The organism is Mesorhizobium sp. M0701, from assembly GCF_040320365.1.
GTDB lineage: Bacteria > Pseudomonadota > Alphaproteobacteria > Rhizobiales > Rhizobiaceae > Mesorhizobium.
This window is the reverse complement of record NZ_JAMYPO010000007.1, coordinates 45994-68964: the sequence shown is the minus strand read 5'-3', so window position 1 is coordinate 68964 and position 22971 is coordinate 45994. Positions and strand designations below refer to the sequence as shown.

Below are 22971 nucleotides of genomic sequence, written 5' to 3'. Positions count from 1 at the left end.
CGAAGAAGTCCGCTCCGCAAGGTGCGGGCTTCTTCTGTTGCTTTTCTGGACCATGATCTAGTCCGAAACCGGGCTCCTTTTTTGCTACGCTGACCTTCGGTTCGGGATCATGGTCTAGTCCTTGAGCGACTTGCCGAGCCGGCCTGCCAGATCCTGGGTGAATTGCCAAGCGACGCGGCCCGAACGGCTGCCGCGCGTCGTCGCCCATTCCAGCGCCTCGGCGCGCAGCGTCTCGGGATCGATGGCGAGATCGTGATGGCGGACATAACCATCGATCATGTCGAGATATTCGTCCTGCGAGCATTTGTGGAAGCCAAGCCACAGACCGAAGCGGTCCGACAGCGAAACCTTTTCCTCGACCGCTTCCGACGGGTTGATCGCGGTCGAGCGCTCATTGTCGATCATGTCGCGCGGCAACAGATGTCGCCGGTTCGAGGTGGCATAGAAGATGACATTGGCCGGGCGGCCCTCGACGCCGCCTTCAAGTGCTGCCTTCAGCGATTTGTAGGACGTGTCGTCATGGTCGAATGACAGGTCGTCGCAAAACAGGATGAAGCGGAAGGGTGCTGCCTTCAACAAGCCCATCAGCTTCGGCAGCGTGTCGATGTCTTCGCGATGGATCTCGATCAGCTTGAGCGGCAGGTCGAGCTTCGCCGAAGCGTTGACCGAGGCGTGCACTGCCTTGACCAGCGACGATTTGCCCATGCCGCGCGCGCCCCACAACAGCACGTTGTTGGCGGCGTAGCCTGAGGCGAAGCGCTCGGTGTTATCGACCAATATGTCGCGGACTCGGTCGACGCCGCGGATCAGGCCGATATCGACGCGGTTGACCTTGCGCACCGGTTCCAGATAGCCAGGATCGGCCTGCCAGACGAAGCAATCGGCCTCGCCTAGGTCGGTTTGAGGCACCGGCGGCGAGGCGAGGCGGGCGACCGCCTCGATCAGGCGGTCGAGCTTCTGGTTCAGGATAGCGATGGTGCTGTCGGTCATCTCTTGTCTTTTTTGTTCGCGTTCAGAGCGGTGCGGCAGGGCAACCTACCTGATTTCAGCGGTTTCGAAACTCGTCCCAAGCATTTGTTCGGGCATGATCTTTTGCGAAAACCGAGCGTCGCTTTTCGGGATCACCCTCTAACACGGCTCGCCAGGCCGGAAAAGCAGCCGATTTGCCCGGCCGCGCAGTTGCATTGGCAACTTTACCGACTATATTCCGGCCAAATTTGGCGGGGCCGCCTTGCGGCTGTTTTTCAAAGTTCAGGAGTACCTCGATGTTCGTGACACCGGCATACGCCCAAGGCATCGGCGGGGACTCGTCCGCAATGTTTATCCAGATCGTGCCGTTTGCTCTGATTTTTGTGATCATGTATTTTCTGATCATCCGGCCGCAGCGCACGCAGCTGAAGAAGCGCGGCGAGATGCTGGCGGCGGTTCGCCGCGGCGATACCGTCGTCACCGGCGGCGGCTTGGTCGGTAAGGTGACCAAGGTGATTGACGACAACGAGCTCGAGATCGACCTTGGCGGCGGCACCAAGGTGACGGCGCTGCGCTCGACGATCGCCGACGTGCGCGTCAAGGGCGAGCCGGTGGCGAACCAGAACGCCAAGAAATAACCGAATTGTCGGCGGAACGATCCGCCAGTACGCCCGGACGGACGACGCCATATGCTTTATTTTTCGCGCTTCAAGATGATCCTGATCTGGCTGGCCGTGGCCGCCACAGTGGTCCTCGCTGCGCCCAACCTTTTTTCCGCCAGCACGCTGGCCAAGTTGCCCGACTGGGTGCCGAAGCGGCAGATGACGCTCGGCCTCGACCTGCAGGGCGGCTCGCACATCCTGCTCAGGATGGATCCGAACGATCTGATCAAGGATCGGCTGGAGACGACGCGCGACGAAATCAGGACGCTGCTGCGCGATGCCAAGATCGGCTATACCGGCCTTGCCGGGTCGGGGCGCACGGTGCAGGTCCGCATCACCGATCCCGCACAGATCGACGCCGCCAAGAACGCATTGAAGCCGTTGACCAATCCGGTGGCGGCCGGCCTGTTCAGCGGCGGCTCCGTCCAGGAGATGACCCTGGATGATTCCGAGGCCGGCCTGCTTAAATTCACCGTCACCGATGCCGGCATCAAATACCGTACGTCGACGGCGCTGACCCAGTCGATCGAGGTCGTCAGCCGTCGTGTCAACGAACTGGGAACGACCGAGCCGATCGTGCAGCGGCAAGGCGACGACCGCATCCTGGTGCAGGTGCCCGGTCTGCAGGACCCGCAACGGCTGAAGGAAATTCTTGGCCAGACCGCCAAGCTGACCTTCCAAATGGTTGACCAATCGATGCCGGTGCAGGATGCGCTGAACGGCCGTCCGCCGCCGGGATCCTCGGTGCTGTATTCGCAGGACGATCCGCCGGTTCCGTATCTGATCGAGAACCGCGTCATTGTTTCGGGTGAAAACCTCGTCGATGCCCAGGCGACGTTCAACTCTCAGACCAATGAGCCGGTGGTTTCGTTCCGCTTCGATTCCAAGGGGGCGCAGCGGTTCGGCCAGGCGACAGCGCAGAATGTCGGCAAGCTGTTTGCCATCATCCTCGACAACCAGGTGATTTCGGCGCCGCGGATCAACGAACCGATTCCTGGCGGTTCCGGCCAGATATCGGGGAATTTCACCGCCGAGAGCGCCAACGATCTCGCCGTGCTGCTGCGCGCCGGCGCCTTGCCGGCGACGCTCACCGTGATCGAGGAGCGCACCGTGGGGCCTGGCCTCGGCCAGGACTCCATCCATGCCGGCAAGGTCGCCGGCATCATCGGCTCGATCCTAGTGGTGGCGTTCATGTTCGTCGCCTACGGTTTCCTCGGCTTCCTCGCCAACATCGCGCTGGCGGTGCATGTCGCGATGATCGTCGGGCTGCTGTCGCTGCTTGGCGCGACGCTGACCTTGCCGGGTATCGCCGGTATCGTGCTGACCATCGGCATGGCGGTCGATTCGAACGTGCTGATCTATGAGCGTATTCGCGAGGAGCGACGTGCCGGCCGCTCGGTGATCCAGGCGATCGATACCGGCTTCAGCAAGGCGCTGGCGACTATCGTCGATTCCAACGTCACTTCGCTGATTGCCACCGTGGTGCTGTTCTACCTCGGCACCGGGCCGGTGAAGGGTTTTGCCGTCACCTATGCCATCGGCATCCTGACCACGGTCTTCACCGCCTTCACCTTCACCCGCCTGCTGGTGTCGATCTGGCTTCGCCGCGCCCGTCCGAAGGAGTTGCCACGCGCGCCGGTGACCTTCATTCCGCCGGGAACGAAAATTCCGTTCATGGGCATCCGCCGCTGGACGTTCACGCTCTCGAGCGTGCTTTCGGTGCTGTCGGTCATCGGCTTCATGACCATCGACATCAATTACGGCATCGATTTCAAGGGCGGCTCGCTGATCGAGGTGCAGTCCAAGGCCGGCAATGCCGATCTGGCCGACATCCGCGGCAGGCTAACGGAACTCAATATCGGCGAGGTGCAGGTTCAACAATTCGGCGAGCCGAACGACGTTCTGATCCGCGTCGGTACCCAGGAGGGCGGCGAGAATGCCGAGCAGACCGTCATCGACAAGGTGCGCGGCGAGCTGCAGGACCAGTATGATTTCCGCCGCGTCGAAGTGGTCGGGCCGACGGTCTCGGGCGAGCTTGCCAAGCAAGGCACCATTGCCATGCTGGTCGCGCTGCTCGGCATCCTGATCTATGTCTGGTTCCGCTTCGAATGGCAGTTCGCGGTCGGCGCCATCGTTGCGACCGTTCACGACGTGGTCATGACGATCGGCTTCTTCGTCCTCACCGGCCTCGAATTCAACCAATCGTCGCTGGCGGCGATCCTTACCATCATCGGTTATTCGCTCAACGATACGATCGTCGTCTATGACCGCGTTCGCGAGGATCTGCGAAAATACAAGCGAATGCCGCTGCCGCAATTGCTGAACAACGCCATCAACGAGACGCTGTCGAGGACGACGCTGACCTCGGTGACGACGATCCTGGCGCTGCTGGCCCTGGTGCTGTTCGGCGGCGAGGTGATCCGCTCGTTCACCATGGCCATGCTGTTCGGCGTCGTGTTCGGCACCTATTCGTCGATCTTTATCGCCGCGCCACTGCTTATCCTGTTCAAGCTGCGGCCGCAGGCCACAGCGTCCGATGAGGAAAAGCCGGTGGGCGGCGGCAAAGCCATAGCCACCTGACGGCTTGCCTCAAAAGTGGCCAAGGGCATCGTCATCCGCGAGGCGCATTTCCCCGGCCGCGCACCGATCGAGGCTTACGGCAATGGCGGTTTCCGCTTTGCCGACATGTCGCATCGCGGCTCGCTGCTGTGCCTGCCTTCTGGCATCTATGGCTGGGAGCCGGCCGATCCGCTGGCGCTGACGGCGGCGGATTTCGCCAAGCTGTTCAACGAGGCCGACAAGGTCGAGATCCTGCTGGTCGGCAGCGGCAAGGATCTGAGGCCGTTGCCCGCCGCGCTGCGTACGGCACTGAAAGAAGCGGGCATTTCCGCCGATCCGATGTCGACCGGGGCGGCTGTGCGGACCTACAATGTGCTGCTGGCGGAAAACCGCGCCGTGGCCGCAGCACTCATCGCCGTCGACTGACGTGGCCGAAAACACCAAAGTCGCCATGGAGACGGTGCGCGCCGCCGATCATGACCGCTATCTGACCGCGCTCTACGCGCCCGAAGACAAGCGGGACGCGCTGTTTTCGCTCTATGCCTTCAACGCCGAAATTGCCGGCATACGCGATCGCATCCGCGAAGCGCTGCCGGGCGAGGTGCGGCTGCAATGGTGGCGCGATGTCATCGCCGGCGAAGAGGATGGGGCTGAGGTCGGCCATCCCGTGGCGGACGCGCTAAGGGCGACTATTTCCACTCACCGCCTGCCCAAGGCTGCTTTCGACAATATGCTCGAAGCGCGCATCTTCGATCTCTATGACGACCCGATGCCGTCGCGCACCGACCTCGAAGGCTATTGCGGCGAGACCGCCGCCGCGCTCATCCAGCTTGCGGCGATCGTGCTCGATCCGGTCCAAGCACCACGCTTTGCCGAACTTGCCGGCAGGGCAGGTTGTGCGCAGGCGATGACCGGTCTCCTGCTTCTGCTGCCGCTGCATCGCAAGCGGGGACAGTGCTTTGTCCCGGCCGATATTTTGGCGGCGGCGGGATCGTCGCCGCAAGAGTTCGTTACAGGTGACAGCGGGCCGGGCGCGGAACGCGCCGTTGCCGCGATGATCGCGCTGGCACGGGAACATCTTTCCGCTTTCGAGCAGGGGGCGTCCGTTTTGCCGGTTTCATTGCGCCCGGCCTTTCTGCCGCTGGCTCTTTCGGGCGCCTATCTCGACAAGATGGAGCGCGCCCGCCACTCACCGCTTGATAGCGCGGTGCGGCTCTCTGTCCTGCGCCGGCATTGGCTTTTGTTCCGGCGAGCGACGCGAGGCTGGCCGGCCGCATAGAGGCTGCCGCGTAGCCAACCTGATCGTTATTCCGCCGCTTCCGCCCGAAAAGGCAGCCCCAGCCATTCGCGGCAGTCGGCGAGCGCGCGCGATGTCACCGCGTGCCGCTTGGCGACCGTCTTGTCCTTGCCACGCAGCCGCTTGCCCTCGATCTTTGGCGCGTCCACGGGCGGGAACAGGCCGAAATTGACATTCATCGGCTGGAAGGAGCGCTTCCCCGGCTCGTCGTCGGAGACAATATGGCCACCAGTGATGTGGTTGAGCAGCGCGCCGAAAGCGCTGGTCAAGGGCGGCAGCGACGGCGCGTGGCCAAGCCTTTCGGCGGCGGCAAAGCGCCCGGCAAGCAGGCCGATGGCGGCACTCTCGACATAGCCTTCGCAGCCAGTGATCTGGCCGGCAAAACGCAAGCCGGGTCGCGATTTCAACTGCAGCGACGCATCGAGCAGCGTCGGCGAATTGATATAGGTGTTGCGGTGCAGGCCGCCGAGGCGGGCGAACTCGGCGTGTTCCAGCCCGGGAATGGTGCGGAATATGCGCACCTGCTCGGCATGCTTCAGCTTGGTCTGGAAGCCGACCATGTTGTAGAGCGTGCCCAGCGCATTGTCCTGGCGGAGCTGGACGACGGCATACGCCTTTACAGACGGATTATGCGCATTGGTCAGTCCCATCGGCTTCATCGGCCCGTAGCGCAATGTCTCGACGCCGCGCTCGGCCATCACCTCGATCGGCAGGCAGCCGTCGAAATAGGGCGTGCCTTCCCATTGCTTGAATTCGGTTTTCTGGCCGTCGACCACCGCCTGCACGAAGGCAAGGTACTGCTCCTTGTCCATCGGGCAGTTGATGTAATCCTTGCCGGTGCCGCCGGGGCCGACCTTGTCGTAGCGCGACTGGAACCAGCAGATGTCCATGTCGATCGTGTCGAAATGGACGATCGGGGCGATAGCATCGAAGAAGGCGAGCGCGTCGGCGCCGGTTGCGTCCGCAATCGACTGGGCGAGCGACGGCGCCGTTAGCGGGCCGGTGGCAACGATCGCCTGGTCCCAGTCCGCCGGCGGCAGGCCGGGCACTTCCTCACGCTGGATGGTGATGAGCGGGTGGGCTTCGAGCTTTCTGGTCACCGCTTCGGAAAATCCGTCGCGGTCGACGGCCAGCGCACCGCCGGCCGGCACCTGATGCGCGTCGCCGGCGCTCATGATCAGCGAACCAGCCAGCCGCATTTCGGCGTGCAGCAGGCCGACGGCATTGGTTTGCGCATCGTCGGAGCGGAAGGAGTTGGAACAGACGAGCTCGGCCAGCCCGTCGGTCTTATGCGCGTCGGTACCGCGGACGGGGCGCATTTCATGCAGGACAACGGGAACGCCGGCTTCGGCCGCCTGCCAGGCGGCTTCGGAGCCGGCGAGACCGCCGCCGATAACGTGAATGGGGTTCTTGTCCATGAGCGCCGAAATAGTCGCTTGGCGCAAGGATTGCAATTGCCAGGGATCGCACCGCAAGTGGGCTGCTGCGGAATATTGCCCAAAACAACAACACCCGCCGGGGGAGGAGGTCCGGCGGGTGTCGTTTTGTTGGTCGATCCTCGGGAGGAGGTGAAGATCGACCGTATTCGTCATCGCCGGGGAGGAGGTCGGCTTTGACGAAATTCCTTTCGCCATTTGAAAGGGTGCGAAACCCTTTTTGAAACAGCGCCCGCCGGGGGAGGAGGTCCGGCGGGCGCCGTTTTTGTGGTCAACCCTCGGGAGGAGGTGAAGGCTGACCGTATCCGTCAGGGTCGGGGAGGAGGTCGACCCTGGCGAAATTCTTGTGGTTAGATCGCCCTGCGAGCGACCATCTTGATCTCGTCGCGGACGATGCCGAGATCGTTGAGCTGGCGATTCGACAGGCGACCCAGCTCGGTAACCGTCTCGCGGTAGACGCGCCAGTTACGATAGTTGCGGATCAGGTTCATTGTCGTTCTCTTTTCAAAACTGGTTCGGACCATTTGCGGCCCGAAGGATTAGACCGCCTTGCGGGCGACGTAGTGAATGTCGCTGCGGCTGATGCCGAGGTCGGTCAGTTCACGGGTGCTCAGGCGGTTCAGCTCGGACACGGTGTCCCTATAGCGGCGCCAGTTGCGATAGTTGCGGATCAGGTTCATGGTAGTCTCGTTTCGTCTTTCTTTCGGATCATTCCGTCTTTGTGTGCACCGTGAAAATAGGTGGGGTCATATCGATTTAAAAGCGCTATTGGTGCATGGCAGCAATGCAAATTGTGCAATGCAGCATTAACGCGCGTCCGGTTTTCCGCCCAGATCGGAAAACGCCGTTAGGTCAAACGCTTGGCCGGACGAGCTAAAAGAACCAAGCAAAGGGGAGGGGCATGGCGAGCTATTCGTCACGGGTCAGGTCGGATATCGCGCGATGGCAGCAGGCTGGCCTGATCGACGCGCCGACAGCCGAGGCTCTAACGCGCGACGTCGAGGCAAACGAACGCAAATCGCTGAGTTTCGGCTCGATCCTGGCGATGATGGCGGCGCTGCTGTTCGGCGCAGCTATCCTGATCTTTATCGCCGCCAACTGGGAAGTCATCCCGCGGCTGGTGCGGGTCGCGGCACTTTTTGCCGTTATCCTTGCCGGCTATGTCGGCGGCGCGGTGCTGAAGATGCGCGACCATGCGGCGATCGGCGAAGCACTGTGGATCGTCGCGGCGGCAGCGTTCGGCGGATCGATCGCGCTGATCGGCCAGATGTATCATTTGTCGGGCGACGAGGCCTCGGCCTTGATCACCTGGGGCGCCGGCACGGCGCTGGCGGCGGTGGCGCTGCGCTCAAACCCGCTGACCGTCGCTGCCGTCGGCATCGCCGATGCCTGGCTGTTCCTGAGAGGGTTCGACTACTTCCGGCGCACGGAATTTCCGCATCTCTTCGTGGTCATGGCGCTAATTCTGTTCGCCGTTTCGTTCTGGACGCGCAGCCAGGCGGCGCGCCACCTGATCATCCTGTCGGTGCTTTTCTACCTCGTGCTGTTGGCCATGGAATACGACACGCTGCAAGTCGCCATCCCGCTCGTTGCCGCATCGGTGCTGCTTTTTACCGCTGCGATCTTTGCTGCCGGGCCGGTCGAGAGGGTTTTGCAACTCGGCGGCAGGTTGCCCTTGCACGCGCTGATCGGCTTTCTCACCGGCCTGGCGATGATCCAATTCGAACTGGCGGATGAAAGCAGCTACAATAGCGGCTTCGCCATTGCCTCGGCTGTTGCGCTGGCCGGCATCGTCGCGGCGATCGTGCTGGGCGGCCGCGAGAGCCGGGGACTGCGCTGGGTTGCCTATACGGGCTTCGCCTTCGAACTCGCCATCATCTACGTGGTGATGCTGCAATCAATGCTCGACACCGCAGGCTTCTTCCTTGCGGCGGCGGTGCTTCTCGCCGTTCTTGCTTTCATTATCATCCGCATAGAAAAGCGCATGAACGCCTCGAACATGACAGGAGCGGCGGCATGATGACCGGCAAAAGACTGATCATCTCGGCGCTGGTCCTGGCGCTCGTCCAGATCGGCTTTCTGAGCTGGATCATCGCCGGACGCGCGGCGATCCTGCGCGATGGCAAGCAGGTCCTGCTCAAGGTCGAGCCGATCGATCCGCGCGATCTCTTGCGCGGTGACTACATTCTGCTCGGCTACGATATTTCGCGCATACCGGTGAAACTGATCGGCAACATTCCGGCCGGCAAGCTTTCCAGCGAGGAAACGTCGATCGTGGTCAGGCTGAAGCAGGGCGCCGATGGCTATTGGGGGCCGACCGCGGCTTGGTTCGGGCAAGCGCCGGTGCCCGCAGCATCCGATGAAGCCGATATCGTCGGACATGTCTTCGAGGGCTGGAATATCAGCCAGGGAGCAACGACGATCGCGCCGGATTACGGCATCGAGCGCTTCTATCTGCCGGAAGGCGAGGGGATGGCGATCCAGAACGACATGCGGGTGCGGCCGTTCGGCATCCGGGTGGCGATTGCGGCCAACGGCACCGCGCAGATCAAAGCGCTGGTGGATGGCGACAAGACACTGTTCGAGGAGCCGCTTTACTAGATCGCACTACGGCCTTGGCAATGATCCTCCTTCGCCAAGGCTTCGGAGGAGCTTCGAGTGGCCTGCCACCCGAAGCTCGAATAGCGAAGGGTGGTGCGGATGAAGGGACTCGAACCCCCACGCCTTTCGGCACTGGAACCTAAATCCAGGGCGTCTACCAATTCCGCCACATCCGCATTGCCCGGCCAATCCCATGTAGCCATCATTCTGTCAATGTCAGAGCCCACATCGGCATCATTGGCCGGAATGCAAAGATGGTTGAAAATCGGCCGCGCCTGTGACAAAAGGCGTGTCGAATGTGACGGGACGCGACGATCCGCTTCTGCAGAATGTGATAAGAAGTAGGAAAAACAAAGACTTATTCACATTTTGGAGCGTATTTCTGGAGGATTTGTGCCGCGTTGAGCGGACAGATCGCCAAGTCCCGCACCAAAAGCCATTCCCGGCAAGATCATACCGGCAGGCTGTAAACGGCAGGGGCCGTTTGACGGCCTCATTGGTGGAAACAAAGGTTTTATGATGCAGGTCACCGAAACGCTCAACTCCGGTCTCAAGCGCGAGATCAAGATCACCGTGCCGGCCGGTGACATGGAAGCCAAGCTGATGGCGCGGCTCTCCGATGCCAGGAACAAGGTCCGCATCAACGGCTTCCGCCCCGGCAAGGTGCCGGTGCAGCATCTGCGCAAGGTCTACGGCAAATCATTCATGGCCGAAGTGGTCAACGAGATTCTCAATGATTCGACCCGTTCGATCATCACCGGGCGCGGCGAAAAGGCCGCCATGCAGCCTGAAGTGATCATGACCGAGGACGAGAAGGAAGCCGAGAAGATCCTGGCAGGCGGTGCCGATTTCGAGTTCCGCCTGAACTATGAGGTCATTCCGCCGATCGAGATCAAGAATTTCTCCGACATCAAGGTGACGCGCCACGTGTTCGACGTGCCGGATGAAGAGATCGACGAGCAGGTCAAGCGTGTCGCTGAATCCGCCCGCACTTACGAGCCGAAGACCAGCAAGGCCGCCGAGGGCGACCGTGTGACCATCGATTATGTCGGCAAGATCGACGGCGAAGCCTTCGGCGGCGGCGCCGGCACCGATCAGCCGCTGGTGCTCGGCTCGAAGGAATTCATCCCCGGCTTCGAGGACCAGCTGGTCGGCAGCAAGGCCGGCGACGAGAAGCAGGTCACGGTTACCTTCCCGGAAAACTACCAGGCGGCGCATCTGGCCGGCAAGGAAGCCACTTTTGACGTGACGATCAAGGAAGTGTCGAAGCCCGGCGCGCTTGAGATCAACGACGAGATGGCCAAAAATCTCGGCCTTGAATCGCTGGAGCGCCTGCGCGAGGTGGTGCGCGGTCAGATCGAGAACCAGTTCGGCTCGATAACGCGCCAGAAAGTCAAGCGGCAGTTGCTCGACCAGCTCGACGCTGCTTACTCGTTCGAGGCGCCGTCCAAGCTCGTCGAGGCCGAGTTCAACAACATCTGGAACCAGGTCAACCGCGACCTCGAAGCTGCCGGGCGCACCTTTGCCGACGAAGAGACGACTGAAGAAGAAGCGCGTGCAGAATACATGCGGCTTGCCGAGCGCCGCGTGCGTCTCGGCCTGGTTCTCGCCGAAATCGGCGAGAAGGCCGGCGTCACGGTGACGGACGAGGAATTGCAGCGCGGCCTGTTCGAGCAGGTGCGTCGCTATCCGGCCAACCAGCAGCAGGAAGCCTTCGAATTCTATCGCAACAATCCCGAAGCGCTGAACACGTTGCGCGCGCCGATGTTCGAAGAGAAGGTGGTCGACCATCTGCTCGGCCAGATTTCGGTCACCGATGTCAAGGTCAGCAAGGAAGAGCTGCTGGCCGACGACGAGGATACGGAGACAACCAAGGCCAAGCCGGCGAAGAAGGCGGCTGCGAAAAAAGCGGACACCAAGAAGGCCGACGACGACGCTGAAGAGCCGAAGAAAAAGGCCGCGCCGAAGAAGAAGGCCGCCAAGGACGCTGAATAACGTCCCTGCTGAATTCCGAAAGGCCGCCTTCTCGAGGCGGCCTTTTTCGTTGTGGCGCAGACGCAACGGATTTCACGCATCTGGCGGTCGAGGTAGCGATATGAAGCTTTGATGATTATCTGCGCTGGGTTGCTGACCGCAGCGGTTGTTGGAGGCATCGTTGAGACAGTTCTTCGGTATCGGAAGCGTGGCGGCGGCGTTCCTGCTTGCGTCGGTCTGCGGCATTGCCCAGGCTGATACGGTTCTCGACAACTGGCGGTTCGACAAGAGCAGCGATGGCCTTGTCACCGCCTCGCTTTACGCGACCAACAAGCTCATCACCGGCGGCGGCGCATTGAGCTACAGCCCGGTTTTGACGATCGCGTGCCGGACCGCCGGCGAACCGCGTTGGAGCGAATGGCTGCAGCTGAGCGACACCGTTTCCGCCAGCCGAACCATCGCCATGTCGGTGACTGTCGGCCAATCCGGCAAGCTCAACGAAAGCTGGTCGGTCGGCCCGCGCAGCAGAATGCTGGTCCGCGACGGTGCCGACGGCATCAGGCGACTGATTTCCGCGGACCGGCTGCTGCTTTCCTGGCGGTTCGGGCTGCTGTCGGGGCGCGGCAAAGCCGAGTTTGACCTCACCGGAGTTGAAGAGGCGATCGGCCGGATCGCCGCCAGCTGCAACACCAAATTGCCTTGAGCAGATTGTCCGCAGTAAACCTTTGCATGGCCGAACTCTACCTGCCGGCCGGGTTCTGTGGTATGTAGGTGCCGCAACCCCAGGCAGTGGATATCCGTTCTGCCATTCAAGAGCGCATGCCAGCGGACTAAATGTCGGCCTGTGCAGGTCAGCCAGGGCAAATTGGCGATCAGGGAGGAAATGCCATGCGTGCCATTGTGTTTTTTATCATCATGTCCGTCGCCACCGTCATTGCCGGCCCCTCGCGGGCACAGGATGCCGCGGCGGGTGAGAAGGTCTTCGCCAAATGCAAGGTCTGCCACGTCGCAGACAAGGACCAGAACAAGGTGGGTCCGTCCTTGAACGGCGTTATCGGCCGAACGGCCGGGACGCATCCAGGGTTCAGCTATTCCAAGGCTATGACCGAGGCCGGAAAATCCGGCGTTAAATGGGACGAAGCCACGCTGACGACCTACCTTCACGATCCCAAGGCGATGGTCAAAGGAACGAAGATGGCATTCCCCGGCCTCAAGAAGGACGAGGACGTCGCCAATGTCATTGCTTATCTGAAGCAATTCTCCAAATAGACCGGCTCTTCCGCCGGATCTTGGTATAGCAAGCAGGTCGAGGCATAGCCTCGGCCGCAATCTGCCGGCAGTGTCGGTGGGGAGGGCGGCTCGTTGCAAAAAAGACATTGGCCGGCTAGGCTGCCATTCCCATCGGTGGTCGTCTGAATGTCGACTGAAGAAAGCCGTCTCAAGGATACCGGCATCCGCCTCTCGGAGGCGACGGCGGGTGATTTCTTTGCGCTTTTGAAACCACGCGTCATGGCGCTTGCCGTGTTTACTGCCTTCGTCGGCCTGATGATGGCGCCCGGCGTGATGAATCCAGTTATCGCCGTAATTGCCATCGGCGCAATCGCGGTTGGAGCGGGAGCCGCCGGCGCGCTCAATATGTGGTACGACGCAGACATAGACGTCTTGATGTCTCGCACGTCCAAGCGACCAATTCCGTCCGGTCGCGTCACGCCTGGCGAAGCTCTCAGCTTCGGTCTGGTGCTTTCCGCACTGTCGGTCATGACGCTCGGCGTACTGGTGGGGTGGCTCGCCGCATCGTTGTTGGCGTTCACCATCTTTTTCTATGTCGTCATCTACACGATGTGGCTGAAGCGCTCGACGCCACAGAATATCGTCATAGGTGGCGCGGCAGGCGCCCTTCCTCCGGTGATCGGGTGGGCTGCTGCAACCGGCGCAATCGGCATTGAAAGTCTCATCCTGTTTCTGATCATTTTCCTCTGGACGCCGCCTCATTTCTGGGCGCTGGCCCTTTTCAAGGTCGGTGACTATGCCGCGGCGGGGGTCCCGATGATGCCGAATGTGGCCGGCCAGCACTCGACCAGAAAACAAATCTTCGCCTATTCGCTGCTCTTGGCGCCAATCGGCGTGCTCCCTTGGGGCTTCGGCTTCGCGAGCGGATACTACGGCACTGCTTCAGCCGCGTTGGGTGCAGGTTTCATTTGGCAGGCCTGGAAGGTTCTCGTCGCCGACAAGGAGATGAAGCCGGCAAAGGCGCTGTTTGCGTATTCGATTGTCTATCTTTTCGCAATATTTGCGGCGTTGCTTGCCGACACCATTGTAATGCGAGTGATCGCTTCAGCCGACTATTGACCCCGGCTCAAAACATCACGTTGGCAGAGCACAAAATCCCAGCAACAGCAGAATAACGACGCCAAGGCCGAGTATGAGAACTGTCCTTCCGTCCATGACCTTCACCTTCGACTAGAAGAGCATATCGAAGAACGGCGTCCGTAGCTAGTCAGGCTACCCGGGACCTCCTGCTCCCGGGCCTTCCTACAAAGCGCGACAAGTCCCCCGCATGAGAGTATATTGATCATGGTGCAGGTCGCGGTTTGCGTGGGCCAATCATGCAGAACGGCAGCACCGTAAAATGCGACCTTACCGGACCTGGTCTGGAGGAATGGTCATGGCAAGCTTTCACGTGATAGCAGGCGCCAGCGAGACGCTGGAACACACCAGAATTCGAAAAATCGGTGTCTCCGATCTTTTTGATGCGCTCAGGCGTGGCGTCGATGATTTCATGGTCAAACCGTCGCACATCGTTTTTCTCTGCCTGATCTATCCGATTGCGGGAGTCGTGCTTGCTGTCTGGACATCAGGTAACAACACGCTGCCATTGCTGTTTCCGCTTGTATCCGGCTTTGCACTGATTGGTCCGTTCGCGGCGATCGGCCTCTATGAGATCAGCCGGCGACGGGAAGCCGGGCTCGACGCCTCGTGGAGGCACGCCTTTGAGGTCAGGAGTTCTCCAGCACTGCCGGCTATTGCAGCGGTCGGCGTCATGCTGCTTGCGATCTTCATCGCCTGGCTTTTGACGGCCCAGATATTCTACCAGACCCTGTTCGGCCCGGCGCCGCCGCAATCGCTGTCCAGCTTCATCAGTGAAATATTTGCCACGGGACGCGGCTGGACGCTCATCATCCTGGGTCACGCCATCGGCTTCGTGTTCGCCGCGGTTGTGTTGTGCACCACGGTCGTCGCATTCCCGTTGTTGCTCGACCGCGATGTCGGCGCCTACGAAGCCATCCACACCTCGGTGCGCGTTGTCCTGGCCAACCCGATCGTGATGGCCGTGTGGGGCCTTATCGTCGCCGTCGCCCTGATCGTCGGCTCGCTGCCAGTCTTCGCCGGGTTGGCAGTCGTGCTGCCGATCCTTGGTCATGCGACCTGGCATGTCTATCGGAAAGTTGTGGAATCGCCGCCGGCCACCAGACCGTGAGCTGAAAAAAACCAGCCCGGCGCGCACCGGTGAAAGTGCCGGTGCGGGCAGGTGGGGCAGAGCTTTCAATAGGCCGGATGGCTGAAACGGGCCTGGCGCGCGTCCTTTGTCAGGTCGCGAAAATCCCTGCCGCTCACATGCACCAGCGTCCTATGATCACCGCCCTCGAAATAGATTTCGGGAGCGTCGCCGAGGCTTTCATCGAGGACCACTGGCACATCATAGGCAGCGCCGATCGGTGGCACAGCGCCGACATCGCAATCGCCGAACAACGAGACCACCTCGTCTTCGCAGGCAAGTCCAAGAGGCTTCTCCATGACATCCTGCAATGTCGCGAGTTCTATCCTGTGCGTGCTTGGAACCACGGCGAGCGCGTAGCCACGGTCGTGGTGAACGACCACCGATTTGGCCATTATGCTGCCAGGCACATGTGCCGCAATGGCGGATTGTCTGCTTGTCGCCGTGCGGTGATGCTCGACGGTGTCGTAGGAAATTCCCTTCCTATCGATGAAGTCTTTCAGTCTGGTTGCGATGGTCATCTTGGGCGCCCCTTGCTGGTGTTCGCGACGCATGTGGAAACGCCGGCATCGCCTGTCGTTTCCGATACCAACAGAAATGGACCAGTCGTGGATTGTTTCAAGGCGAAGGCTCCAGGACCGGACGGCCCGGATCCGGATTGCATGTCAGGGCCCGGCCCCGAAAAACGCCATTCGGGTGAGAAGCGTGTAGTCCGCTTCGAAGACCATCATCGTCACGAACACCAGAACCAGCACCGGCGGCAGGATAATTGCATATGCCAGTGCCAGCCGTTCCCAGGCCATGTGCATGAAGATGGCGACGATCAGTCCTGCCTTAAGGATCATGAAGATCAGGATCAGCGACCATCTGAGATAGCCGTGGAGACCGAAATAGTCGACCAGATAGGAGCAGGTGCTGAGGATGAACAACCACGCCCAGACCACCAGATAGAGCTTGATCGGGTGCTCCTGATGAACCTCCGCCGGGGTAACGCCGGTCGTCGTCGCATCATGGGTACGGGCGCTGTCCAGTGCGTGTTGTCCCAGGCCGTTTGCGGTTGCTTCAGCCATGTCCTGCCTCTCACCAAAGATAGAAAAATGCGAAAATGAACACCCAGACCAGGTCGACGAAATGCCAGTAAAGCCCCATGATTTCGACGTTCTCGTAGCGGCCCCTTCGGCTGGTGAAGAAGCCGGGCCGTCCGACATCGTAATCCCCGCGCCAGACCTTTCGCGCCACGATGATCAGGAAGATCACCCCGATCGTCACGTGCGTGCCGTGGAAGCCGGTGATCATGAAAAAGGATGCGCCGAACTGGGCAGCGCCCCAGGGATTGCCCCAAGGCCGCACGCCCTCGGTGATCAGCTTGGTCCATTCGAAGGCCTGCATGCCGACAAAGGTCGCGCCGAGTGCTGCGGTCAAGAGCATCAGCACTGCCGTCTTGCGGCGGTCGCGGCGGTAGCCGAAATTGACCGCCATGGCCATCGTTCCGCTGCTCGAGATCAGCACGAAGGTCATGATGGCGATAAGGATCAGTGGAATGTCGGAGCCACCGATGCGCAGGGCGAAGACCTCGCTCGGATTGGGCCACGGCACACGTGTTGAGATACGCGCGGTCATGTAGGAGAGCAGGAAGCAGCCGAAGATGAACGTGTCGCTGAGCAGGAAGATCCACATCATGGCCTTGCCCCAGGACACGTTTTTGAACGCCCGCTGATCCGAGGACCAGTCGGCGGCGATGCCTTGCCAGCCTGCGGGCCGCGGCTCTGTTCGGCCGATGTGGGCCAGTGTCGTCTCTGCCATCCGCCCGTTCCTCCTAGGTCAGCAACCCTCGGCAAATGTCGATTAAAGTCGAAGCCCAGCCGGCCAGAAGCGCAAAGATGGCGAGCCAGACGAAAAGCAGGAAATGCCAGTACATGGCGCACAGCTCGACACTGAGGCGAAGCCGCTGCGGCTGCGCTCCGTTCCAGGCGCCGACGCTCGTTCTGCCCAGCCCGACCAGTCCTCCCAGTATATGCAGGCCATGCATTCCCGTTAGCAGGTAGAAGAAGCTGTTGGCCGGATTGGATGCCAGAAAATAGCCATCCGCACTCAGTTCCCGCCATGCCACAAGCTGTCCAATCAGGAAGACGAGCGCCGTGAGTCCAGCGGTGGCGAGGCCAAGCCTGACCATGTCCACTTGACCCTTGCGCGCCGCGAACGAAGCGCACTGTATCGCAATGCTGCTCAAGACCAGTACGCCGGTGTTAAGCCAGAGCAGGGGCGGGATGGGCAGCGGCCGCCAATCCGACAGCGCCATGCGCATGAAGTAAGCACTGGTGAACAGCGCGAACAGGCAGCCGACGACGGCAAGGAAGACGCCGAGACCGATCTTTGCGGTCGGCAGCGCCGATCGGTCCAGAGCGACAAAATCCCCGATCATACCTTGCTCGAGCCACGGTTTCGTCATTAGCCGCTGATGGGAAAGCCACCACCCGGCAATACCGGCGATCACGAGCAGGAAGACCAGGATTACGCTCATGCCGGCTCCCTGGAGGGCGCGAAGGAGCCCGGAACGTTTTGCGGTATGAAGTCCTCCTTGGCTCCCGGTACGCTGTAGTCATAGGCCCAGCGATAGACGATCGGCAGATCCTTGCCGAAATTGCCGTGGGCGGGCGGTGTTTCGGGCGTCTGCCACTCGAGCGTCGTTGCCCGCCACGGATTGCCGCCAGCCTCACGGCCATGGCGGATGCTCCAGATGAGATTGAACAGAAACACAATCTGAGCAAAACCGACTATAAAAGCCATGATGCTGATAAACGAGTTCAGGTGGTGAGCCGATTCCGTCATGATCGTCATGTCGGTCAATTCGTTGTACCGCCGCGGCACGCCCATCAAGCCGAGATAGTGCATGGGAAAGAAGATCAGATAGGCGCCGAGGAAGGTGACCCAGAAATGGAACCGGCCCAGTGTCTCGTTCAGCATCCGGCCGGTGACCTTCGGATACCAGTGATAGATCGCGCCGAAGATTACGATGATCGGGGCAACCCCCATGACCATGTGGAAATGGGCGACGACGAACATCGTGTCCGACAGCGGAACGTCGACGACGACATTGCCGAGGAACAAGCCGGTCAACCCGCCATTGACGAAGGTGACGATGAAGGCCAGGGCAAAAAGCATCGGAATCGTGAGGTGGATGTCGCCGCGCCACAGCGTCAGCACCCAATTGTAGACCTTGATGGCTGTTGGGACGGCGATGATCAATGTCGTTGTGGCGAAGAAAAAGCCGAAATAGGGATGCATGCCACTGACATACATGTGGTGCGCCCAGACCACGAAGCTCAGCGCGCCGATGCCGACGATGGCCCAGACCATCATGCGGTAGCCGAAGATGTTCTTGCGCGCATGGGTGCTGATCAGGTCGGATACGATGCCGAAGGCCGGAAGCGCCACGATGTAGACCTCCGGATGGCCGAAGAACCAGAACAGATGCTGGAACAGGATCGGGCTGCCGCCGCCGTGCTGCAACTGTTCGCCCATCTCGACGATCGCCGGCATGAAGAAGCTGGTGCCGAGCGCCCGGTCGAGCAGCATCATCACGCAGGCGACGAACAGCGCCGGGAAGGCGAGCAGCGCCATGATGGTGGCGGTGAAAATACCCCAGACAGTAAGCGGAAGGCGCATCAGCGTCATGCCGCGCGTGCGCCCCTGCAGCACCGTCACGACATAGTTCAAGCCGCCCATGGTAAAGCCGACGATGAATAGGATCAGCGAGACAAGCATCAGGATGATGCCCCAGTCCTGGCCGCCTGGCGTACCGGTCATGATCGCCTGCGGCGGATAGAGCGTCCAGCCGGCACCCGTCGGTCCGCCGGGCGCAAAGAAGCTCGACACCAGGACCAGCACGGCAAGCAGATAGATCCAGTAGCTCAGCATGTTGACATAGGGAAAGACCATGTCGCGAGCACCAACCATCAACGGGATCAGATAGTTGCCGAAGCCGCCCAGGAAGAGTGCCGTGAGCAGGTAGATCACCATGATCATGCCGTGCATGGTGATGAACTGGTAGTAGGCTTCCGGGGTGATGAAGTCGAATGTGCCGGGGAAGCCGAGTTGCAGCCGCATCAGCCAGGATAGCACCAGCGCGACCATGCCGATCGCTGTCGCCGTCGCCGAATACTGGATGGCGATGACCTTGGCGTCCTGCGAGAAAACGTATTTCGTCCACCAGCTGTGCGGATGGTAGAGTTCCATTTCCGCGACTTCGGCCGGCGGTACCGCATCTGCAGGTGTGATATCGACCATAGGAACACCTCCGTGCCCTTTTCGGCCAGCCCGACAGTTCGGGCTTGCCACACTAATTTCAATCCCGACGGCGCGCCGTCGTTCCGGTTTCCTACTCTGCCGAGCCCATCTGCTGGGGGGCGGACAGCTGCGCAAAAGTCTGCTGCTGGCCAAGCCACGCCAGATAGTCTTCCTGAGTATCGACCATGACCACGCCATGCATCATCGGATGTCCCTGGCCGCAGAGTTCGGCACACAGGACCTGGAAGGTTCCGGTCTTGGTCGGAGTGAACCAGAAATAGGTGACCGAGCCCGGGATCATGTCCATCTTGGCGCGGAATTCCGGCACGTAGAAATCGTGCAGCACATCGATCGAGCGGAGCAGCATCTTGACCGGTTTGCCTACCGGGAGGTGCAGGTCGGCCGCTTCCACTACGACATCGTCCTGGCCGTTGGCATCGGTGGCGATGACGCCGAGTGGATTTTCAGCGTTGACGTCGCGAGTGTCGGATGTGCCGAGCTTGCCGTCCTTGCCGGGGAGGCGGAAACTCCATTGCCACTGCTGGCCGACGACTTCGACCTCGGTTGCGTCACTTGGAACGTTAACGAACCGGCTCCAGACGAACAGGCCTGGAACGAGCAAAGCGGTGACGCCAACCGCGGTGACGACCGTCAGCCAGGATTCGAGCCGCCTGTTCTCAGGTTCATATGCCGCCTGATTGCCTTCCCGATGACGGAAGCGGAAGACGCAATAGGCCATGAAAAGAACCACGGCGGCGAAGACGACACCGGTGATCCAGAAAGTTATGATGATGGTGTTGTCGATATAGTCCCAGTTCGAGGCAATCGGCGTCCACCACCATGGGCTCAGGAAGTGGAACAACACCGAGCCCACGACTATCAGAACGAGTACAAGCGCAACGGCCATGTCCCGGTTCCTCCCGGTATTCCAAGCGGCGCAAGCCGTCCCCGGGAAATACCAAGTGCATCATAACTTGATTTGCGATGAAAATTCTAGAGCCGGCTGTGGGAAGGGCAAAAATACCATTTCGGCGCTGGCGGTCCTTCGGTTCGGCGATGATCAGCGGCAGCGCGTGGCAAACATCGTCAGCGTCGAGTAACCGGCAAGGGCGGGCACGCCGAATGTGCCCGGCAGAGTCACCGGAACGGCGATCGTCGGGGATCGTCGCGCGCAGGTTCTGCAGGAACAGCAGCATGACGAAGAACGTCAGCACGATTGCTTCGAGCAGTGTCCGTTCACCTGCTCGACGCTCGACGAAGAGAGTGGAGCCACTTTATTGGCCGGCAGATGTCACCCGCCAAACTGTGTTGCCGACGTCGTCGGCGATGAGCAGGGCCCCGGTTTTGTCGACAGCCAGGCCGACAGGCCGGCCGCGCGCCTTGTTGTCCTTGTCCAGGAAGTCAGTCACCACGTCGGTAGCGACGCCGCTCGGACGGCCGCCGCTGAATGGTACGAACACTACCTTGTAACCATTAAAACGCGTGCGGTTCCAGCTGCCATGCTCGCCAACGAAGGCGCCGCCGCGATATGCCTCGGGAAGGCTGGTTGCCGTATAGAAGGCCAGTCCCAGAGGGGCGACGTGGGAACTCAGTGCATAATCCGGAACGATCGCTTTTGCGACCAGGTCCGGACGTTGGGGCATGACGCGGGGATCGAGATGCTGGCCGTAATAGCTGTATGGCCATCCGTAGAAGCCGCCATCCTTTACCGAGGTCAGATAATCCGGCACGAGATTGGGGCCGAGCTCGTCGCGCTCATTGATCACTGCCCAGAGCGCCCCGGTCTGCGGCTCCCAGCTCAGGCCGTTTGGATTGCGCAAACCGCTGGCGAAAATGCGCGACCGGCCGGTGGCCCTGTCTACCTGCCAGATGGCGGCGCGGTTCTTCTCCGCCTCGATGCCGTTTTCGGCGACGTTGCTGTTCGAGCCGATGCCGACATAGAGCAGCGAGCCGTCGGGGCTTGCCACCAGGCTCTTCGTCCAATGGTGGTCGATCGGGCCGCCGGGCAGGGCGGTTAGCGGCGTCCCGGGCGCGGTGATCTTTGTGTCACCGGTGTTGTAGGGATAGCGGACGATGGATTCGGTATTGGCGACGTAGAGATCGCTTCCCACCAGCGCCACGCCAAAGGGGGAGCTCAGGTGGTCGAGGAATACGCTGGTCAGCTCCGGCTTGCCATCGCCATCGGTGTCGCGCAGCAGCGTAATGCGGTTGCTTGGGCCGCTGTCGCCGCCCGAGGTAACCCAGGATTCGATCCAGCCCATCACCAAATCCTTGGGCCGTTTGATCGGTTCGCCACCCGGCGCCTTGGACTCGACCACCAGGACGTCGCCGTTGGGCAGCACGTAAAGCGACCGCGGATGCTGCAAGCCGTGGGCATAAGCCTGGATCTGCAGCCCCTGCGCGACGGTCGGCTTTTCGTCGTTCTTCCATCCGACCACGGAAGCGAGGTGCATGGGCGGGAAGAAATATTGGATCGGCTCCGGCAGGTTTGGATTCGGCCCTATCTGACTGCTGGGATCCGGGTCGTTGCCGCTGCACGCTGCAAGAGTGATCGCCGCAGTGCAAACGAGGACGGACACCGCGATGCGCCTGGTCTGACCGATGGAGCTTGCTATGCGCATCAATCCGCCACTCCGACGTGATGCCGGTACACCATGGACCAGCCCAGCCAACCAGTGAAGATGAGGATGAGCACGACAACCGCCGAGAGGATCAAGCCGGTAGGAACGATGGAGGTCCATGCATCGCGGGAGTGCACGAGCATGTTGATGATGGATAACGCCAGCGCCAGAAGATTGCCGAGCACGTGCGGCCAGGCGGGGGGCTGTGCCCTTATCAGCGGATTGGCCAGGAAATCGATCAGCCCCGCGATCGCTGCTAGGCAGCCCATGATCACGCCGACGGTAACCAGCCAAGCGGAGAAGTCAGCCCACATCATCTCCGCTGTTCGCCAATAGGCTAGATCCGTCAGCAGGGTGCCGGCGAAGCAGGCGATCGGAAATGGCACGAGCATCGGATGGATAGGATGTCCCGCAATCCTGGCCGTCGAACGCGGATTGTGACCGACCATAATGCGCCATCCTTCCTATTCTCGTCCAAACAAACGCCGCCTGCCCGGCCTCCGGCGGCTGTTGCCGAGAGACCGGCAGACGACCGATAGATCCGTCAGGCCCAAAAAAGGGCGCTGGCTGGCTGCGCCTGTTAGGCGGCGGACTGGGTCGGCGGGTTCTGATACATCATCCAGAGCTCGAGCGCCGCCAGCACGGCGACCAGAATGCCGATCACGACATGCACGGTCATCGCCGTGGTCGCCTGGAATCCAAGCACCCAGGGCGATGCGAGAACCCACAGTCCGACGACCAGGTTCACCCACTCTTCCCACACGGCAAATGCTGCGAGGGCGGCAACCGAAAGCACGACAATCAAGATTCCGCTGCCGAGGGCGTTCTGCGTCTGCGGGCCTGCCGCAAAGGTGAAGATCCAGGGGGAGAAGAACAGAATTGCCCCAAGGATCAGGTTGGCTACGTCACAGAGCCTGGCGTTTGTCCACTGGTTCATGGCATCCTCCATAGGGAGCGTTTATGGCTCCCGAGTTCGGCAAGGTGGTGCCTGAGTTCGGCGAGATGCGCCCGAAGCCGCTCACTCCGTGTCACGGTAGTGCCCTGCCCGGCTGGAATTCCGCATCTGGCG

The 22971-nt window shown here is 61.0% G+C and carries 25 protein-coding genes, 1 tRNA gene and 1 pseudogene; 11 read left to right on the top strand and 16 right to left on the bottom strand.

What is annotated here, in order from left to right; all coding sequences use genetic code 11:
• Positions 1–114 precede the first annotated feature (114 nt).
• Both NKI24_RS09290 and NKI24_RS09285 read right to left on the bottom strand, forming a co-directional pair.
• A complete protein-coding gene (locus tag NKI24_RS09290; protein ID WP_352526035.1) occupies positions 115–990 on the bottom strand; it encodes an ATP-binding protein in 876 nt (291 codons plus the stop codon).
• A gap of 55 nt (positions 991–1045) precedes the next feature.
• Positions 1046–1360 carry a hypothetical protein gene (locus NKI24_RS09285; protein ID WP_352744843.1) on the bottom strand — a complete coding sequence of 105 codons (315 nt, stop codon included), beginning with the start codon at positions 1358–1360 and terminating at the stop codon, positions 1046–1048.
• Between NKI24_RS09285 and yajC the strand changes: the two genes are divergently transcribed.
• From yajC to NKI24_RS09265, 4 genes are read left to right on the top strand one after another with little or no spacing between them, the layout of a single operon-like run.
• Positions 1266–1607, top strand: coding sequence for a preprotein translocase subunit YajC (yajC, locus tag NKI24_RS09280; RefSeq protein ID WP_352451381.1), 342 nt, complete (start codon positions 1266–1268; stop codon positions 1605–1607). The genes NKI24_RS09285 and yajC overlap by 95 nt on opposite strands.
• A gap of 51 nt (positions 1608–1658) precedes the next feature.
• Positions 1659–4211 carry a protein translocase subunit SecDF gene (secDF, locus tag NKI24_RS09275; RefSeq protein WP_352744643.1) on the top strand — a complete coding sequence of 851 codons (2553 nt, stop codon included), beginning with the start codon at positions 1659–1661 and terminating at the stop codon, positions 4209–4211.
• A 15-nt stretch (positions 4212–4226) separates the two neighbouring features.
• Complete coding sequence (locus NKI24_RS09270) at positions 4227–4616, top strand: Mth938-like domain-containing protein (protein ID WP_023678919.1); 390 nt, start codon at positions 4227–4229, stop codon at positions 4614–4616.
• Positions 4617–4641: 25 nt separating this feature from the next.
• A complete protein-coding gene (locus NKI24_RS09265) occupies positions 4642–5469 on the top strand; it encodes a phytoene/squalene synthase family protein (protein WP_502901442.1) in 828 nt (275 codons plus the stop codon).
• Positions 5470–5495: 26 nt separating this feature from the next.
• Here the strand turns inward: NKI24_RS09265 and trmFO are convergent, their stop codons facing one another.
• The 3 genes from trmFO to NKI24_RS09250 form a co-directional block, all read right to left on the bottom strand.
• The gene (gene trmFO, locus NKI24_RS09260; RefSeq protein ID WP_352744637.1) at positions 5496–6905 is read right to left on the bottom strand and encodes a methylenetetrahydrofolate--tRNA-(uracil(54)-C(5))-methyltransferase (FADH(2)-oxidizing) TrmFO; all 1410 of its coding nucleotides are present in this window, start codon (positions 6903–6905) and stop codon (positions 5496–5498) included.
• Between the two features lie 368 nt (positions 6906–7273).
• Entirely contained in the window at positions 7274–7414 is a 141-nt protein-coding gene (locus NKI24_RS09255; RefSeq protein ID WP_023678914.1) for a DUF1127 domain-containing protein, read from the bottom strand.
• Positions 7415–7462: 48 nt separating this feature from the next.
• The gene (locus NKI24_RS09250) at positions 7463–7603 is read right to left on the bottom strand and encodes a DUF1127 domain-containing protein (RefSeq protein WP_023678913.1); all 141 of its coding nucleotides are present in this window, start codon (positions 7601–7603) and stop codon (positions 7463–7465) included.
• 221 nt (positions 7604–7824) lie between these two features.
• On the opposite strand from NKI24_RS09250, the gene NKI24_RS09245 reads away from it, so the two are divergent.
• Together NKI24_RS09245 and NKI24_RS09240 are read left to right on the top strand one after the other, a co-directional pair.
• A complete protein-coding gene (locus NKI24_RS09245; RefSeq protein ID WP_352744634.1) occupies positions 7825–8943 on the top strand; it encodes a DUF2157 domain-containing protein in 1119 nt (372 codons plus the stop codon).
• Positions 8940–9524: a GDYXXLXY domain-containing protein gene (locus tag NKI24_RS09240; RefSeq protein WP_352744632.1), complete on the top strand. Its 585-nt coding sequence runs from the start codon at positions 8940–8942 to the stop codon at positions 9522–9524. Before NKI24_RS09245 ends, NKI24_RS09240 begins: the two co-directional genes overlap by 4 nt.
• Before the next feature lie 91 nt (positions 9525–9615).
• On the opposite strand, the gene NKI24_RS09235 is transcribed toward NKI24_RS09240, so the two are convergent.
• Positions 9616–9700: transfer RNA gene (locus NKI24_RS09235), tRNA-Leu, on the bottom strand.
• Between the two features lie 343 nt (positions 9701–10043).
• On the opposite strand from NKI24_RS09235, the gene tig reads away from it, so the two are divergent.
• The 5 genes from tig (at position 10044) to NKI24_RS09210 (ending at position 14976) form a co-directional block, all read left to right on the top strand.
• Positions 10044–11519, top strand: coding sequence for a trigger factor (tig, locus tag NKI24_RS09230; protein ID WP_352744831.1), 1476 nt, complete (start codon positions 10044–10046; stop codon positions 11517–11519).
• 160 nt (positions 11520–11679) lie between these two features.
• Complete coding sequence (locus NKI24_RS09225; protein WP_023678909.1) at positions 11680–12201, top strand: hypothetical protein; 522 nt, start codon at positions 11680–11682, stop codon at positions 12199–12201.
• Between the two features lie 212 nt (positions 12202–12413).
• Positions 12414–12767, top strand: coding sequence for a c-type cytochrome (locus NKI24_RS09220; RefSeq protein ID WP_502894937.1), 354 nt, complete (start codon positions 12414–12416; stop codon positions 12765–12767).
• A gap of 147 nt (positions 12768–12914) precedes the next feature.
• Positions 12915–13847 (top strand): heme o synthase, encoded by a 933-nt coding sequence (locus NKI24_RS09215; protein WP_352451372.1) that lies wholly within the window; start codon positions 12915–12917, stop codon positions 13845–13847.
• 316 nt (positions 13848–14163) lie between these two features.
• Positions 14164–14976 (top strand): DUF2189 domain-containing protein, encoded by an 813-nt coding sequence (locus NKI24_RS09210; protein WP_023678906.1) that lies wholly within the window; start codon positions 14164–14166, stop codon positions 14974–14976.
• 65 nt (positions 14977–15041) lie between these two features.
• Here NKI24_RS09210 and NKI24_RS09205 read toward each other — a convergent pair whose 3' ends face one another.
• From NKI24_RS09205 to NKI24_RS09160, 10 genes and pseudogenes are all read right to left on the bottom strand, one after another.
• Positions 15042–15515, bottom strand: a complete 474-nt coding sequence (locus NKI24_RS09205; protein WP_352744625.1) for an aminoacyl-tRNA deacylase — start codon at positions 15513–15515, stop codon at positions 15042–15044.
• 144 nt (positions 15516–15659) lie between these two features.
• The gene (locus NKI24_RS09200; protein ID WP_352470444.1) at positions 15660–16064 is read right to left on the bottom strand and encodes a cytochrome C oxidase subunit IV family protein; all 405 of its coding nucleotides are present in this window, start codon (positions 16062–16064) and stop codon (positions 15660–15662) included.
• A gap of 10 nt (positions 16065–16074) precedes the next feature.
• The gene (locus tag NKI24_RS09195; protein WP_023678903.1) at positions 16075–16797 is read right to left on the bottom strand and encodes a heme-copper oxidase subunit III family protein; all 723 of its coding nucleotides are present in this window, start codon (positions 16795–16797) and stop codon (positions 16075–16077) included.
• Positions 16798–16810: 13 nt separating this feature from the next.
• Positions 16811–17515, bottom strand: a complete 705-nt coding sequence (locus tag NKI24_RS09190) for a cytochrome c oxidase subunit 3 (RefSeq protein ID WP_352451369.1) — start codon at positions 17513–17515, stop codon at positions 16811–16813.
• A complete protein-coding gene (ctaD, locus tag NKI24_RS09185; protein WP_023678901.1) occupies positions 17512–19281 on the bottom strand; it encodes a cytochrome c oxidase subunit I in 1770 nt (589 codons plus the stop codon). Before ctaD ends, NKI24_RS09190 begins: the two co-directional genes overlap by 4 nt.
• Before the next feature lie 91 nt (positions 19282–19372).
• Complete coding sequence (gene coxB / locus NKI24_RS09180; protein ID WP_254818347.1) at positions 19373–20188, bottom strand: cytochrome c oxidase subunit II; 816 nt, start codon at positions 20186–20188, stop codon at positions 19373–19375.
• Positions 20189–20356: 168 nt separating this feature from the next.
• A pseudogene (locus NKI24_RS09175) lies at positions 20357–20513 on the bottom strand (efflux RND transporter permease subunit); the annotation flags it as partial.
• A 42-nt stretch (positions 20514–20555) separates the two neighbouring features.
• Complete coding sequence (locus NKI24_RS09170; RefSeq protein ID WP_352451368.1) at positions 20556–21902, bottom strand: PQQ-dependent sugar dehydrogenase; 1347 nt, start codon at positions 21900–21902, stop codon at positions 20556–20558.
• Positions 21902–22351, bottom strand: a complete 450-nt coding sequence (locus NKI24_RS09165) for a DUF2231 domain-containing protein (RefSeq protein ID WP_352451367.1) — start codon at positions 22349–22351, stop codon at positions 21902–21904. Before NKI24_RS09165 ends, NKI24_RS09170 begins: the two co-directional genes overlap by 1 nt.
• A gap of 131 nt (positions 22352–22482) precedes the next feature.
• Positions 22483–22839, bottom strand: coding sequence for an SPW repeat protein (locus NKI24_RS09160; RefSeq protein ID WP_352744621.1), 357 nt, complete (start codon positions 22837–22839; stop codon positions 22483–22485).
• Positions 22840–22971: the final 132 nt, after the last annotated feature.